Genomic DNA, 14,845 nt, shown 5'->3' with positions numbered 1-14,845 from the left:
AGCAAAAAAATCAAGACGCTCCAAACTCGCTGAACGCTCGAACAGTGGAGCGTCGAAAAGTGCACCGTGCAAGGCGAACTGTTTCATAGCTTCTGGGGCAAGTTAGTCTTCTTATACCTGCCGTAGTCTGTGTGGTGTGTAGTAGAGGAAAATACAGCGCTTATATCTGACAAATGGTAGTTACAGACTCCCCTCCTTAGACAAGGAGGGGCAGGGGTGGTTGGACCCCGGTATTGCAAAGGAACTGCTATAACTACGAGGACTATACCTGTGAAGTGGCTGTAGCAGAAAATCCCCTCTGGGGGTAGGTGCCCTCGACAAAGGGAGGGGCAAGGGTGTGTTATAGCGAGAGCCTGTCCTCTCTTCCACCAAGATACTTTCAGGATGACAGGTGGGGAAAGCAGATGCAGGAAAAGTTTTCCTTGGGGCTGGGACCTTCAGCAAAGAAGGGGGCAGGGGGATGTCAATCGTGCACAGGAATCCTGTAAATCCTTAAATGCTGTAAATCCTGATTCAGACAAACTAATCCCGAAAATCCTGACCCCAATTCACCATACGTAAACCAGAATGCTTAAATTGGCCCCTGATGAAAGAGGAGAACCTAAAAAAGCCCAAACCAGAGAAAAAGATCATCGGCAGGCGCGAGATGGTGGCCTTTCCGGAGCTGGATATTGACGAGATAGAGGCCAAGATTGACACCGGTGCCTATACCTCCGCCATACACTGTTCGGATATTCATGAGGAAACCCTCGCCGACGGAACTAAAGTGATCAGTCTGGACTTATTAGACCCATCGCACCCGCAGTACAATCACAAAAAACTGACCTTTGCGGACTACAGCCTTCGCGATATCCGTAACTCGTTTGGCGATGTGCAGGAGCGATACGTCATCAAAACACGTATCAAGGTGTTCGACGAGCTGATCGAGGCGGAGTTCTCGCTCTCGGACCGCAGCGATATGAAATACCCGGTGCTGATTGGCCGCAAACTTCTCAAGGGCCGGTTTATTGTGGACGTTTCACGTAAAAACGTCTCACTCAAATTCAACAACAAACAAAAGAAGAATAAATAGCCTTTATGAAAATAGCGATCCTCTCTCGCAACCCTAAGTTATACTCTACCCGCCGCCTGGTGGAAGCTGCACAGCAGCGCGGTCACGAAGCCGTAGTGCTTGACCACCTGCGCTGCGACCTTGTGATCGAACAGGGCGACCCGCACATCCTCTACAAGGGAGAGCGCCTGACCGACATTGACGCCATCATTCCGCGCATCGGAGCCTCGGTTACCTTTTACGGCACGGCCGTGGTGCGCCAGTTCGAGATGATGAAAGTGAAAAGCGCCGTGGACTCCCAGAGCATCGTGCGCTCCCGCGACAAACTACGCAGCAGCCAGATTCTTTCACGTGCTGGACTAGGCATGCCCAAGACCGCCTTTACCAACTATTCCAAGGAAACTTCCATGCTGGTGAAGGAAGTAGGCGGTGCGCCGCTGGTGATCAAGCTGCTGGAAGGCACGCAAGGACTGGGCGTGGTGCTGGCTGAAACCAAGAAGGCCGCTGAATCGGTGATTGAGGCGTTTCATAACCTGAAGGCCCGCATCATTGTGCAGGAATTCATTGCCGAGGCGGCAGGCGCCGACATCCGTGCCTTTGTGGTGAACGGCGAAGTAGTGGGCGCCATGAAGCGACAGGGCAAGGAAGGCGAGTTCCGCTCTAACCTGCACCGTGGCGGCAATGCGAGCCTGATCAAACTCAGTCGGCAGGAGAAGGCCGCTGCCTTGCTGGCTGCCAAGTCGCTGGGCCTGGGTATAGCCGGCGTGGACATGCTGCAGTCCAAACGCGGACCGCTGATCCTGGAAGTGAACTCATCGCCGGGTTTGCAAGGTATAGAGAAGGCGACCAACAAGGATATCGCCGCTAAAATAATTGAGTACGTGGAGGGGCTGGTGCAGAAGAAGGCCGCCAAGAGAGTGAAAGAATAGCATGCCCGAAACCATTAAGATCAACGGTGTCAGTATTGACCGCGGAGAGAAAGTGCTCACCCGGCTCGTTATCTCCAAACTGCCTAGCGGCACTGTCATTGACATTCCTGTTTATGTGTTCCGCTCCGTGCACGACGGCCCGGTGCTTTTGCTCATGGCCGGTATGCACGGCGACGAGGTGAACGGCACGGAGATCATCCGGCGCATGATCACCAAAAAGATGCTGTATCCGCTCAAAGGGACCATCATTGCGGTGCCCATCCTGAACATCTACGGCTTCCTGAACTTTTCGCGCGACGTGCCCGATGGCAAAGACGTGAATCGAAGCTTCCCGGGCAACAGGGAGGGTTCGCTGGCCAGCCGCGTGGCGCACCGATTTATGAAAGAGGTGATGCCTTATATCGACTATGGTGTGGACTTTCATACAGGAGGCTCGAGCAGGGGCAACTACCCGCAGATACGCTGCGTGCTGGCAGAGCCGAAGAACCAAGTACTGGCGGATGCCTTCGCCGCACCTTTTACGCTGAATGCCTCTTACCGGCAGGGCTCGCTCCGGAAGGAGGCTGCTAAGCTGGGCAAGCACATCCTGGTATATGAGACGGGAGAGTCGCTGCGCTTCGATGAGCGCGGCATCAAACTAGGTATAGAGGGCACCTGTCGCCTGATGCACCATCTGGGTATGGCGGCCAGTGCGCCCGCCGCATCTGAGCCTACCACCATTTGTATGAAGGACATCTGGGTGCGCGCCAAAAATGCAGGCCTGTTCCGTAGCCACGTGCCGGAAGGAGGCTACGTGAAGAAAGGACAGGTTGTAGGTACGATCACTGACCCTTACGGCGAAATGGAAGTGCGCCTGAACGCCCCGGCTGCCGGTTATGTCGTGGGCCTAAACAACATGCCTGTCGTGAACCAGGGAGACGCCCTGATGCACATTGCTTTCTGAGGTATAACCGCTTAGTGGTTTGACAAAAGAGTTCTTTGACAAAGGACAAAGGACTTTCAGAAATAAACAAAAAGGCCCTGCTATACCTTAGCAGGGCCTTTTGTTATAGTATTCGCTATACCTTAGAATACGTAGCGCACGTGCAGGGCGGAATCCCAGAAGCCACGGCCATGCGGTATGTTGATGTAAGGCTTGATGTCAGCACCGATCGTGAACGGAATGTCGCGGATGTAGTACTCAAGACCCAGCACACCGTCAATACCGAAGCCTACGATATTGTCATCGTAGTATCTGTCGCGTCTGTGCTTGTCATAATAATAGTAGTAGCGGCCCTCATAGAAACCAACGTGACCACCCAGGCCATAGTACCACTGGAGGCCCTTGGCGTTAAAAGCGGGGGCGTGCTTTTCGTAAAGTACGGTCACAACGGCACCTCTGTGGCGGAAACCTGTGCTCAGGATACCCTCGATGGCGGCATCGCTTTTAATAAAATGCTTTATGGTAAGACCGGAAGCTACACCGCCTCTAAAGCCTATACCTGTTTTGTACTCCTGTGCATTCGCACCGAAAGCGAGCGTCATTACCAAAGCTAAGGTAAACCCTACGCGAAGAAATGTTTTCATTGTTCTATTAAAAAAGTTATATCCAGCTTGCCAGACAGGTACGTCCAGCTGGCAGGCTGCAAAAATAGAACTTCTTCCGTTCGAAAAAACTAATATTCACTTTTTTCGCAAATTTTAACCCGATTGCTTGTACGATTGCAGATAGGCTGTTTTGGATGTGCGCCGCCCGATCAGTTTAAAAAACGTGATAAACTTCTCTTTATCAAGCTCCAATGCCCTGGCAAAGGCGTCTTCCTCCTCTGAATTCTGGTAATCCTTCATGTATTGCTCACGCACCAGGCCGGCCTCTGTCAGTTCGGCGGCGGCCTCTATTTCCACAAGCCCGGTTTTCTCCCAAAGCCTGCGCCACCAATCGATGGTGTGAATAAAGTACCAATAGTTCTGATAATCCTCTTGTAGGAACTCGGGTACCTGGTGGTGGCTTTCGATTTCTTTGGTGAAGCATACGTCTACAATCGCGATGTGTCCTTCTGGCTTGATGAAGCGGGCAATGTAGGGCAGGTATTTTTCGTCGGTGCCGAAATAGGTATAGGAGTCCACCACGATCACGGCGTCGAAGTACTCCTCGGGGAAGGGGAGGGAACGGGCCTCCATCTCCAGCGGAAACACCTTGTCTTCGCAGCCCTCGCTTAGAATGCGCTCATAGTTATCGCTGGCTGACACGGCCTCGTCCACGGCCCAGACGGTAACCCCGAACTCTTTGGCCAGAAAAATAGAGCTGATGGCTTTGCCGCAACCAAGGTCGAGCACGCGCATGCCCGGTTTCAGGTCAAGGGATTTGGTCAGGCTCTCCAGGTTGAAGAGCACGTTCTCGCCCATGGAGTGCTTGCGCACCCAGGCCGGGTCGTATTGGGAGGCTTTCGGGAAGGCGCGGCGCAGGCTTTTGTTTGGCATAGGGATAGGTATACGTGCCTTGCAACTTACGCGTCAGGTATAGGGAGGGTTAATGGCCCAATCGCTCTATTTCGTCAGACTGGTATACCTTTTCGCCTTTGTGGTCCTGCGCGGCGACCCGCAGCATGGCGCTGGCCACGGTTTCGGCCTGAATGGGCCGGTATTTGCGCAGCGGCCCGAACATGATCTTGGAAAGCGGCTTCATGATTCTGGCGCCGATCTCCTCGCCGGTGCGATGCTCGTCGCGCTCGCCCAGCAAAAGTGCCGGCCTGAAGATGTGCAGCGACTGAAATCCCAACGCCCGCACGTCCCGCTCCATTTCGCCTTTCACACGGTTGTAGAACATACGCGACTTGGCATCGGCACCCATCGACGACACCACCAGAAACTGACTGGCATTGCGGAGCAGCGTAATCTCGGCCAGTTGCGTAACATAGGTATGGTCTACTTTGTAGAAGGCTTCTTTGGTACCGGCTTTTTTGATGGTGGTGCCAAGGCAGCAGAACACGTCGTCGGCGGCCAGTTCGGAGGCGCTTTTTTTGAGGTTGTCGAAGTCGACGATTTGCTGGTCGAGCTTGGGATGAATGATGGCCAGTTCGCGGCGGCCTGCGGAGATTACCTGGCTGTAGCGGTCGCTTTGCAGCAGCATACGCAGCAGGTGACTGCCAACCAGGCCGCTGGCGCCGGCAATCAGTGCGGTTCGGGTTCGGTGCATGGAGGTTTGCGTTTCGCTGAATTACGTGAATGTCTGCCACATAGGTTAACAAATGGCGTGCTTTCAGGTAAATAATCCGCTTGCGGCTGTTTTTGTTTTGAAATCAGCTGTTATTGCCGTTCCAGGGTATAGATGATGGGGCAGCTTACTCGTCGCCTTTCAGTCGGATGTGGTCTGTGTCGATCTCGATCTTTCCCTCTTTGTACAGTCCGCCGATGGCTTTTTTGAACACCTTTTTGCTCATGCCCAGCATGCGGTATACCTCGTCCGGACTGCTCTTGTCAGACAGGGGCAGGTAGCCTTTGGCCGCCTCCAGTACTTCCATTACTTTGTCCGCCGCCTCACTGGATTCGCTCAGGCCGGTGGTGCCCGGTTTGCGGAGCGTTACATCAATTTTATTGTCTGGCCGGATGGTCTTGATAAACCCGCGCACCTTGTCGCCCATGTAAAGCTCCTTGAACACCTCGTTCTTGTAGAGCATGCCCATGTAGCGGTTGTTGATGATCACCTTGATGCCGATCTCCGTGAAGCCGGCTACCAGCAGCTCTACTTCCTCGTTTTCTTTCAACTCTTTGGCGGCTTCGTCGTTGTGCAGGTACTTGCCCAACTTGGTCGTGCCCACAATGCGGTCGGAGGTGTCGTCAAGGTATACATACACGCAGTACTTGCGTCCGGGGCGCATTTTTTCTTTCTGGTTGTGCAGCGGCACGAGCAGGTCCTTCTCGAGGCCCCAGTCCAGGAAGGCGCCGAAGTCGGTGCTGTCTTTGCACATTAGGCAGGCGAACTCGCGCACGGTGGCGTAAGGCGTCAGGTTGGTGGCAATCACACGGTCTTCGGAGTCGCGGTACACGAACACGCGCACCTTGTCGCCTACTTTGGCGCCTTCAGGTATATACTTGCGTGGCAGCAGGATGTCGCCGTCTTCAGAGGTCAGGTACATGCCAAAGTCCACTTCGCGTGCTATCTCCAGTTCGTTGTAATGGCCGAGGTCTACCATAATAGAGTATTGTGTTAGGTATAGAATGCTGCAAATATAGCGAAACCATTTCAGGTATAGCCCTCCGGTTCCGGCTGTTCCCCTTATACCTGTGCGACGGGGCAAAAGGATACATTGGCAGGGTCGTAAAACACCACTAATAATATTGCGTGCGTCCTCACTTGTGCTTATGAAAGGGGTGAGCTCTGGCGGCTACCTATAAAAAGGAGGCCGGAGGAGGCCCCGCCATAGCAAGGCACAAGCGCGGACGCTCGCGCCATGCACGCTGCAGCAAGGACTTAGCCATCCTGTATTGCCCAAGGGTATAGAGGCAGTGGTTTGTCTCCCAAGGATAAAAAAAACAGGCAGCCTATATCAGACTGCCTGTTTTGTCAGGTATAGCGGGGCTGTGTTTTAAGCCTTTGCTTTCTTGGTGGTTTTGGCTTTGCCGTTCTGGCTTCTGGCGGGCTGATCGTCCTCCTCCATGATGTCGTCCGGACTGGCGATCAGGCCGATGGACAGGCCATCTTCGCCCAGGAAGTGCTCGATGTGGTGGCAGCGGTCCTCCGTCTTCAGCAGGATGCCTTCCAGCAGGGCCTTGGTGGCGAAATCCTCCAGCTCAAAAGCTTTCTTAATGGATTTGCGTAGTTCCAGCACGATCGTTTTTTCGTCCTCCATGTCTTTTTTGAGCATCTCGCGGATGCGGAACACGCCTTCCTCTTCGTGTTCGATATAAGATAGCTCCAGCTGCTTGGCCGGGTGGCAGGTAGGGCAGTAGCCCATCACGGTGAGGCGCTCGGCGATGGCGTCGTACTGCTCGTGGATCTGGGTATAGTGCTCCTCAAAGAACAGGTGCAGATCGCGGAACTGCGGCCCCTCCACCATCCAGTGGTGCTTGTGGTACTGGTTATACAGGGTGATGAACGACGACAGGTGGCGGTCCAGTTCGTTGGCCATTGCCGTTGCCGTAGTCTTTGACAGCCCAACCGGGTTGCCTTCATATTCTGATTTTTCTCTTAGCTTTTCCATGTTCAGGGTTTGTTGAATTTCTCTAACAGTGTACCCCGATCGGCTCAAAAGGATACAGAAATTTTACCTGAACTCGGCTATGCCGGGCTGCTTGAAGCGAAAGTCCTCGAAGTCGTAGTACGAGCGCGACGACTCGTAAATGCGGAGGTTGTTGAAGTTCTCGTTTGCCGGGATTTTCGGGTAGTAGCCCACCAGGATCTGGATGGTGCTGAAGGACAGGTACTCGTTGCGGAAGCGTATACCTACCCCAAAGCCTGGATAAGGCTTGCTCTTGAAGGGCGAGCTTTTGTTGCCGTACGAGAGCCAGGCCACATCCGCAAAGGCGAGGGTAGCCAGTCGGAAGCCAAAGAGCGAGAACGGGGTATAGAGGTTGGCTTCGTAGTTGATGACCACACGGCGGTTGCCCCGGAGCAGATCGGACCGGAAACCGCGCAGGCCTTCCTCATTGTTGATCGAGAGCAACTCCTCGGGGTTGCGGTTGACGCCGATGGTGCCGCGACCCAGAATGAAGTGGCGCAGTTTCCAGTTGCCGTTCTCGTACAGCCGCGTAAAGTACATGGACTCCATTTCCAGCATGCCCTGCTCCCAGGTGCCGTTCCTTATAAAGGAGCCATAGCCGGCGCGGCTATAGAGGTAGCCGAAGTCCTTGTTGTAACGGGCAAAGGAAAGGTCGAGCCCAAAGTAGCGACGATCGAAAAGGTCGCCGCGCTCATAGCCGTACGAGATGGACGCCAGCGTGCCGGCGGGCACGTCCTCCGTTCGTCCGAAGCCATACAGGTAGCGGTCTTTGTAGTAGCGGCGCACGCTGTAGCCTACACTGGCGATGCCCAGCACATTGTCCTGAAAGTTTTCGGTAGGCTTGGTGTAGAAGTTCGTGTTGATCACCCGCAGGGCCGTGATCAACCGGCCGCGCGGCTCGAAGCCCAGGTTGTAGTTCTTGAACTTAAAGGAGCGCCCCAGCCATACATCCTGCAACTGATAGCCTAGGTCAGCAAAGCGCTGGATGGTGTCCTCCGGCACGGGCGGCAGCAGGAGCCGCTCGTCTATTTTGCTGGCCCCGACGGCACCGGCATAGCGGGTGTTGGTGGCGAAGAAGTCACGCCGTAGGAAGGCGCTGCGCTCTTTGTAATAATTCTGATCGAAGTAATTGATGTCGGCCGTAATGTAAGTGCTGCCGATGTTCTCCACGGTATAGCCGGCGGTGGTTTCCCAGGAGCGGGGCGCGTTCATGTTGAAGCGGTAGGAGCCACGGATCTGATGACCGAGCCCCAGGAAGTTGAGCTCCCGCAGGGCCACCCTGCCCGCACCCGACGAAGGGGTATAAGAACCGGAGCCGCCGAGGCTAAAGATGTCTTTGGTGATCACCAGCACGTCCACGCTGTCATCCGTCGTGGTTCGCTCGTCCACGATAATGCGCGCATCGAGCAGGTATTCCGTCTGGCGCAACAAACGCTCCGACTCGACCAGGGCCAGTGGTTCCAAAGGCTCCATCCGTTCGAAAAGCAGTTTGTTGCGCACCAAGTGCCGGCGGGTTTTCATGTGCAGCGAATTGCCGGCCTTTTCCAGAAAGCTGCGCGGCACGCGGGTGGTGTCGTGTATAGAATAGCCCAGGGCGTCCAGCGTCATGATCTGGATGTTGCGCACCACCTTATAATTATGCCGCTCATACTCCCGCTGAATCAACTCGGCGTCCAAACCCAGTACCTCCTCATCTTTCCGGTCAAAGACTAGTATCGCTTTGAGCAGCTTGCCCATGATGGTTTTGCGCTGCGAGATCTCCCGCAGGTTATTCATCACCCGCTCGTCGAACTTTTGCTTGATGGTGTCGGCTGGAACGGCGAGGCTGTCCTTACGGGGAGGTATTTCCTGCGCCTGCGCATTGCCAGCAAGTAGCCACGCCCCAAGCAGGCAAGCTAACAAGCAGCATAAAATGGGCGAACGTGGGAATGCCATGGAGGTATAGGGGGCGCTTACTGTCTGTTGTACGTGTTTGTACGATAGAACCTCCTAATATACTCTTTTCGGATTTATGTGGAAAATTTAAGACTGAAATCCTGAAAATGGCTTATGCTAATTGTGTTAGCAATATTTAAATGTGGATAGTGTGTTGATAACTATTATTGCTAAATATTTTGGGGTTTGTGCTAATGATTTTGTAATTTTATAACCGTCAAGCAGATAGAAGGAGCGAAGATGAACGATAAGGTAATTGGTAAACTAAAAATATTAGCAGATGCTGCCAAATACGATGTTTCTTGTTCATCGAGTGGTGGAAAGCGCAAAAACGACAACAAAGGGCTGGGCAACGCAGAAGGCATGGGCATCTGCCACAGCTATACCGAAGACGGTCGCTGTGTGTCGCTGCTCAAGATCCTCCTGACTAACTTTTGCATTTACGACTGCGCCTACTGCGTGACGCGCAAAAGCAACGACGTGCAGCGGACCGCCTTCACGGTGCAGGAAGTGGTGGACCTGACCATCAATTTCTACCGCCGCAATTACATTGAGGGACTGTTCCTGAGCTCGGGCATCTTCAAAAATGCCGACTATACCATGGAACGGCTGGTGCGGGTGGCCAAGAAGCTGCGGCAGGAGGAGAAGTTCAACGGCTACATCCACCTCAAAACCATACCGGGTGCGAGCGAGGAACTGATTAAAGAAGCGGGTTTATACGCTGACCGCCTGAGCGTGAACATAGAGTTGCCTTCGGAGCAGAGTTTACAGAGCCTGGCGCCGGAGAAAAACTACAGTGAGATCCTGTTGCCGATGGGGTCGATTAAAGACCAACTGGTGCAGGCCAAAGAAGAAAGCAAACTGTTCAAGGCAACGCCAAAGTTCGCGCCGGCCGGGCAGAGCACGCAGCTGATTGTGGGAGCTACCGCCGAAAGCGACCGTCAGATCCTGCAGCTGTCGGACCAACTCTACAAAGGGTATAGCCTGAAGCGGGTGTACTACTCGGGTTATGTGCCGGTGAGCACAGATAGCAGGCTGTCGATCATCACCGAGCCGCCCATCATCCGGGAGAACCGCATTTACCAGGCCGACTGGCTGATGCGCTTCTATGGCTTCGATGTGAAGGAGATACTGGGCGAGGCGAATCCGAATCTGGACCTGGACATAGACCCGAAACTGGGCTGGGCGCTGCGCAACCGGCATTTTTTTCCGGTGGAGATCAATACCGCTGATTACGAGATGATCCTGCGCGTGCCGGGCATCGGGGTGAAGTCGGCCAAGAAGATTGTGTCGGCCCGGCGGTTTGCGCCGCTGCACTTTGACCACCTGCGCCAGATGGGCGTGGTGCTGAAGCGGGCCAAGTATTTCATCACCTGCCAGACCAAAAGCCTGCAGCGGCAGGACTTTGACTCAGAGCAGCTGCGCCGCCGCATCCTGTTTGGCGAAGGCTCCGTGCGAAGTGCCTTGCTTACGCAGCAGCTGGACTTGTTCCGGCAGGTTGGCTAGTAACAACAAAACGTGACATGGAAGAGGGGAGAGAAGAGTACAAAACAGATTTGTGTAACCAAAACGATCATACATCATTTCAAACCATTCATAAGACCATGAGAAATTCTACTAAAGTTGCCCGTGTTTCCTGCCACTGCAAACTCAACATGCTGGTGCCGCACCTGAAGAGCCTTTCTTCCAGAATGCAAAACGACAGCAAGCGCGACAAAGCACGCGTTAACTCAGGCGCGAAGCAGTAGTCAGCATACCTTTGCCGATGTACTCCTATACCTACGACGGTTCCTTTGAGGGACTGCTCACCGTGGTGTTTGAGGCCTATGAGCGCAAAGCCTGGCCCACCACCATCGAGCCCGAGCAGTTGGCGCAGCCTTCCATGTTCGGAGAAACCGTGCAGGTGGTGACAGACGAAGGCAAAGCCAACCGGGTATGGCAGGGCTTGAAGAGACGCTTGTCAGCTACGGCGCTGGAGTCGCTGTACTATACCTACTTGTGGGAGCAAACTGGCTTTGAGCGGCTCATCTTCGATTATGCCCGGCTGGTGTTTGACTCGCCCGAAAGTGTGGAGGGAAACTACACGGCTCCCTTTATATTGCAGGTGCAGCAGATCCATAAGCAGGTGCACCGCGAGAAACACCGCATGGAGGCCTTTGTGCGTTTTCAGAAAACCGCCGACGGCCTGTACTACGCCAGCATCTCGCCTGACTTTAACGTGCTGCCCCTGATCGTGCGTCACTTCGAGAGACGCTACGCTGATCAGCGCTGGGCCATTTATGATGCTTCGAGGAGGTATGGCGCCTACTATGATTTAAAGCAAACGAGCTTTGTGCAATTGGAAAACCCAGGCGTGACACCCAAACAGCAGGGCAAACTAAGCGCCGACCAGTACGACGAAAACGAGACCCGCTACCAGATGCTCTGGCAGGTATACTTCGATCATGTGAACATACCGGAGCGCAAGAACCCCAAATTGCACCTGCGCCATATACCGAAGCGCTACTGGAAGTACCTATCCGAAAAACAGCCCAGATTAAAGTAAAAAAAACGCAGGTATAACCTCCTGTATGTCAGGCCTCTTTTATAACAGAGGCTATACTTACGAGTCTTTAACTGATTTTTTTCGCAACACAGGACAACCCGAATGCCCTTTTCGGAGTATAAGTACATATAGATATTTTATGAAAACTATTCAGCCGGCGCCCATTGCACAAAGCAGCGGGAATGGCCTTCTGTACTTCATTATCTAAAAAGGAACAATGAATACACGCATACGGAAAAAACTCATTCAAGTAGCCCGCGGTCGCGCTCACCTGATGTCGTTTCAAAATCTGATACTGGAAGCCGAACTGGGCCTTAACCTCGAAAACACTTACGAGAAAGCGCAACTCAACGACGTAATCGACGAAATCTCTGAAGCCGAGCATGCAGCGGGACGCCCCCTGCTGAGCTCGCTTGTTCGCATCAAAGGCCGCCAGAACCAAGGTGACAGCTTCTTCAAGCTGTGCGAGCGCCTCGGCTACGGCGACTGGAAAAGCCTGAAGCGCGACCAGGAGTTCCTGGAAAAACAGCGCGAAACCTGCCGCGAATTCTGGCAAAACAGCAACAATTTTTCATCCTTCCTGTAATACCGCGCAAAGAGGCAGGCCCGCCTTCACTCCCTGGGCCTGTTTCTTTGCCAATTTCACCCTTGTATACGAACTGGTAGCAGGGCCACGATTTATTTCGTGGCCCTGCTTTTTTTGTGCCCCATATTCAAAGGCACAACCAGAGCCAGGCTCAAAGGGTGCACAGACTTTTCTTCGATAAATACCTGACGCTACTTATTGCGCTGTTTTCACCATTTTCGCACTGGATTAAAAGCGCTGCTTTAAATAATAACATTGAAGTGTAAAGCAGTCAAATTGGGATATAAATAATAAGATATGACAATAAGAGAGTGATTTGAAGACCGTTCTTGTTGAGATCCAATATAAAATTTTGATTTTGAGTTGATAATATAGAAGAATATTATTTCTTTTATACATCGGTCTGTTGAATCACTTTATACTTGGTAATGACACCTTATGAAGTTACTAAACAAACTGCAACTTCATAACATATCATAAATAATATCTCAACAGCCTATGAAACTTCAAACTTCTACTCTATTTTTTTCTTTCGTTTTGCTATTATGCGCCGGCCTCTCCCGAGGATTTGCGCAGGATTTGCCTGCCAAGTTTGGTAAGGTGGATGAGAAAGAAATTGCAATGCGCCTATACGACCAGGATACGAGTGCCGCCGCCGTTGTGCTCTCAGACTACGGTTATTCCTACTTTATTTATAGCAAAGGGTTCAAGATTGTATTTGAGCGACATACACGCATTAAGGTGCTGAAAAAGTCAGGCTATGAAGTGGCTAATATCTCGGTCCCCTACTACCAGCGCAACTCCAAAAAGGAAAGCGTTTACAATATCAAGGGCTTTACCTACAACCAAGAGGGTGGCAAGCTGACAAAAGACAAGTTAGAGTCGAAAGCGGTGTTTGACGAGCAGACCAATGAAAACTGGTTTGCCAAAAAGTTCACGATGCCGAACGTGAAAGAAGGCTCTATCATCGAATACTCTTACTCCATCACTTCTGACTTTCTTTACAACCTGCGTGAGTGGGAATTTCAGAGCACCATTCCGGTAGCCTACAGCGAGTATAATGTACGTATCCCGGAATACTTTCATTACAAGCAGGAACAACAGGGTTACCTGAGATTCGACCAATCCACCAGAACCAATTCCAGAGACCGCTTCACCATTACCTGGTCGTCGGATTTAATGCCAGGTATGGGAGGAGGCCGCACGCCAGGGGGCTCCGAACAGGTAGAGGCAAGCAGCGACGTATACCGTTGGGTGATCAAAAACGCACCTGCGCTGCGCCCTGAAAAGTACATCACCACGCTGCGCGACTACCAGTCCAAAATCGATTTCGAGCTGCAAACGGTGAAGTATCCGAACTCGCTTCCGCAGGTAATGACAGGGAACTGGGATGATGTAACGAAAGACTTACTGATGGCTGATAAATTTGGCAGTCAGCTCAATCGGAAAGGTTTTTTTAAGGCTGAAATAGCAGCCATCACAGCCAAACACACCAATCCGGAACAGCAAATGATCGCCATCCATAACCTGGTAAAAAGCAGTGTGAAATGGAATAACAAGTACGGCTACTATACCTCCGGCCCCATTCGGAAAGCGTTTGAGAACAGAAGCGGAAGCGCTGCCGACATCAACCTGATGCTGACGGCCATGCTGCAGGATGCTGGGCTGGACGCAGGCCCTGTGCTGGTCAGTACCCGGGAGCATGGCCGTGTGCCGCAGGGCTCTCCAATGCTCAATAAGTTCAACTACGTGATTGCCCATGTGAAGCTGGGCGACAAAGAATACCTGCTGGATGCTACCGACCCGCTGCTGCCGGCAGGTATGCTGCCTGTGCGCTGTCTGAACGGGCAGGGACGCCTGATCAAAAAGGACGATCAGCGCTGGGTGGCACTTACACCCACTGGCAAGCTTACCAAATTCTTTAACGGCGAACTGACCGTTAACCCAAATGGAGGCTTAACAGGCAAAGTGATGGAGTCGAGCACCGGGTATAATGCCCTGAGCCTGCGCCGCACGATACTGGAGGACGGCAAAGAAAAATATGCTGAGAAAATAAGCAAGGAGATAGGCAACTACAAAGTTGAAAAGCCGGAGTTTCAAAACGTGGAGGACTTGAACCAGGCCCTGAACATCAACTACAGCCTAACAGCGAGCGGTAACACCCAGCCCGTCGATGTGATCTACCTGAACCCGATGCTGGGACAGGGCGAAACGGAAAATCCCTTTAAGCTGGAGGAGCGGCTTTACCCGGTGGACCTTGCCGTGCCAATTGACTACACCCATGTCATCAGGTTTGTGATACCGGAGGGCTACGAGGTAGAAGAGTCGCCGAAGGGAGCCATCATTTCGCTGCCCGAAGATGGAGGCAAGTTCATGTACATTGTGCAGCGAGAGGGGAATGTGCTGCAGATCATGAGCAAAATTAACATGCTCAAGCCCGTGTACTTTGCCCCTGAGTACCCCTACCTGAAAGAGTTCTACAACCAGATTGTGGCCAAGCACGCCGAGCAGGTCGTGTTGAAAAAAATATCCTCCAATTAATCATTTTGCAGCACACTCCAGGTTAGGCGTATAGCAAGGCGCTTAACCTGGCGTGTGCAT

Annotated in this window: 14 protein-coding genes; 8 read left to right on the top strand and 6 right to left on the bottom strand. The window is 52.7% G+C overall.

The window, feature by feature from the left end:
* Positions 1–586 precede the first annotated feature (586 nt).
* The 3 genes from IEV97_RS14145 to IEV97_RS14135 are packed head-to-tail and all read left to right on the top strand — an operon-like array spanning position 587 to position 2,923.
* Positions 587–1,072 carry an ATP-dependent zinc protease family protein gene (locus IEV97_RS14145; protein WP_188502132.1) on the top strand — a complete coding sequence of 162 codons (486 nt, stop codon included), beginning with the start codon at positions 587–589 and terminating at the stop codon, positions 1,070–1,072.
* 5 nt (positions 1,073–1,077) lie between these two features.
* Positions 1,078–1,980, top strand: a complete 903-nt coding sequence (rimK, locus tag IEV97_RS14140; protein WP_188502131.1) for a 30S ribosomal protein S6--L-glutamate ligase — start codon at positions 1,078–1,080, stop codon at positions 1,978–1,980.
* Position 1,981: 1 nt separating this feature from the next.
* Complete coding sequence (locus IEV97_RS14135) at positions 1,982–2,923, top strand: succinylglutamate desuccinylase/aspartoacylase family protein (RefSeq protein ID WP_188502130.1); 942 nt, start codon at positions 1,982–1,984, stop codon at positions 2,921–2,923.
* 122 nt (positions 2,924–3,045) lie between these two features.
* Here IEV97_RS14135 and IEV97_RS14130 read toward each other — a convergent pair whose 3' ends face one another.
* From IEV97_RS14130 to IEV97_RS14105, 6 genes are all read right to left on the bottom strand, one after another.
* Positions 3,046–3,546 (bottom strand): hypothetical protein, encoded by a 501-nt coding sequence (locus IEV97_RS14130; RefSeq protein ID WP_188502129.1) that lies wholly within the window; start codon positions 3,544–3,546, stop codon positions 3,046–3,048.
* 114 nt (positions 3,547–3,660) lie between these two features.
* A complete protein-coding gene (locus IEV97_RS14125; RefSeq protein ID WP_188502128.1) occupies positions 3,661–4,440 on the bottom strand; it encodes an SAM-dependent methyltransferase in 780 nt (259 codons plus the stop codon).
* A 49-nt stretch (positions 4,441–4,489) separates the two neighbouring features.
* On the bottom strand, positions 4,490–5,155 hold the full coding sequence (locus tag IEV97_RS14120; protein ID WP_188502127.1) for an oxidoreductase: 666 nt from the start codon (positions 5,153–5,155) through the stop codon (positions 4,490–4,492).
* Positions 5,156–5,300: 145 nt separating this feature from the next.
* Positions 5,301–6,152 (bottom strand): CvfB family protein, encoded by an 852-nt coding sequence (locus IEV97_RS14115; RefSeq protein WP_188502126.1) that lies wholly within the window; start codon positions 6,150–6,152, stop codon positions 5,301–5,303.
* A 393-nt stretch (positions 6,153–6,545) separates the two neighbouring features.
* A complete protein-coding gene (locus IEV97_RS14110; protein ID WP_188502125.1) occupies positions 6,546–7,160 on the bottom strand; it encodes a Dps family protein in 615 nt (204 codons plus the stop codon).
* A 63-nt stretch (positions 7,161–7,223) separates the two neighbouring features.
* Positions 7,224–9,113, bottom strand: a complete 1,890-nt coding sequence (locus IEV97_RS14105; protein WP_229733951.1) for a BamA/TamA family outer membrane protein — start codon at positions 9,111–9,113, stop codon at positions 7,224–7,226.
* 240 nt (positions 9,114–9,353) lie between these two features.
* On the opposite strand from IEV97_RS14105, the gene IEV97_RS14100 reads away from it, so the two are divergent.
* From IEV97_RS14100 to IEV97_RS14080, 5 genes are all read left to right on the top strand, one after another.
* Positions 9,354–10,619 carry a putative DNA modification/repair radical SAM protein gene (locus IEV97_RS14100; protein ID WP_188502124.1) on the top strand — a complete coding sequence of 422 codons (1,266 nt, stop codon included), beginning with the start codon at positions 9,354–9,356 and terminating at the stop codon, positions 10,617–10,619.
* Positions 10,620–10,717: 98 nt separating this feature from the next.
* Positions 10,718–10,861, top strand: a complete 144-nt coding sequence (locus IEV97_RS14095; protein WP_188502123.1) for a hypothetical protein — start codon at positions 10,718–10,720, stop codon at positions 10,859–10,861.
* Positions 10,862–10,878: 17 nt separating this feature from the next.
* On the top strand, positions 10,879–11,658 hold the full coding sequence (locus IEV97_RS14090; RefSeq protein ID WP_188502327.1) for a TIGR03915 family putative DNA repair protein: 780 nt from the start codon (positions 10,879–10,881) through the stop codon (positions 11,656–11,658).
* 217 nt (positions 11,659–11,875) lie between these two features.
* A complete protein-coding gene (locus IEV97_RS14085) occupies positions 11,876–12,244 on the top strand; it encodes a hypothetical protein (RefSeq protein WP_229733950.1) in 369 nt (122 codons plus the stop codon).
* Between the two features lie 498 nt (positions 12,245–12,742).
* Positions 12,743–14,785 carry a DUF3858 domain-containing protein gene (locus tag IEV97_RS14080; RefSeq protein WP_188502122.1) on the top strand — a complete coding sequence of 681 codons (2,043 nt, stop codon included), beginning with the start codon at positions 12,743–12,745 and terminating at the stop codon, positions 14,783–14,785.
* Positions 14,786–14,845: the final 60 nt, after the last annotated feature.

It is taken from the genome of Pontibacter amylolyticus (genome assembly GCF_014638845.1).
Taxonomy (GTDB): domain Bacteria; phylum Bacteroidota; class Bacteroidia; order Cytophagales; family Hymenobacteraceae; genus Pontibacter; species Pontibacter amylolyticus.
Note: the sequence above shows the minus strand (reverse complement) of the source record. Positions and strands in the feature narration are given on the sequence as shown.

Bases quoted from the DNA above. Each gene is read 5' to 3' on its own strand.
- IEV97_RS14105 (WP_229733951.1), bottom strand. From the start codon at position 9,113: ATGGCATTCCCACGTTCGCCCATTTTATGCTGCTTGTTAGCTTGCCTG.
- IEV97_RS14130 (WP_188502129.1), bottom strand. From the start codon at position 3,546: ATGAAAACATTTCTTCGCGTAGGGTTTACCTTAGCTTTGGTAATGACG.
- IEV97_RS14115 (WP_188502126.1), bottom strand. From the start codon at position 6,152: ATGGTAGACCTCGGCCATTACAACGAACTGGAGATAGCACGCGAAGTG.
- IEV97_RS14095 (WP_188502123.1), top strand. From the start codon at position 10,718: ATGAGAAATTCTACTAAAGTTGCCCGTGTTTCCTGCCACTGCAAACTC.
- IEV97_RS14120 (WP_188502127.1), bottom strand. From the start codon at position 5,155: ATGCACCGAACCCGAACCGCACTGATTGCCGGCGCCAGCGGCCTGGTT.
- IEV97_RS14125 (WP_188502128.1), bottom strand. From the start codon at position 4,440: ATGCCAAACAAAAGCCTGCGCCGCGCCTTCCCGAAAGCCTCCCAATAC.
- IEV97_RS14080 (WP_188502122.1), top strand. From the start codon at position 12,743: ATGAAACTTCAAACTTCTACTCTATTTTTTTCTTTCGTTTTGCTATTA.
- rimK (WP_188502131.1), top strand. From the start codon at position 1,078: ATGAAAATAGCGATCCTCTCTCGCAACCCTAAGTTATACTCTACCCGC.
- IEV97_RS14145 (WP_188502132.1), top strand. From the start codon at position 587: ATGAAAGAGGAGAACCTAAAAAAGCCCAAACCAGAGAAAAAGATCATC.
- IEV97_RS14100 (WP_188502124.1), top strand. From the start codon at position 9,354: ATGAACGATAAGGTAATTGGTAAACTAAAAATATTAGCAGATGCTGCC.
- IEV97_RS14135 (WP_188502130.1), top strand. From the start codon at position 1,982: ATGCCCGAAACCATTAAGATCAACGGTGTCAGTATTGACCGCGGAGAG.
- IEV97_RS14110 (WP_188502125.1), bottom strand. From the start codon at position 7,160: ATGGAAAAGCTAAGAGAAAAATCAGAATATGAAGGCAACCCGGTTGGG.
- IEV97_RS14085 (WP_229733950.1), top strand. From the start codon at position 11,876: ATGAATACACGCATACGGAAAAAACTCATTCAAGTAGCCCGCGGTCGC.
- IEV97_RS14090 (WP_188502327.1), top strand. From the start codon at position 10,879: ATGTACTCCTATACCTACGACGGTTCCTTTGAGGGACTGCTCACCGTG.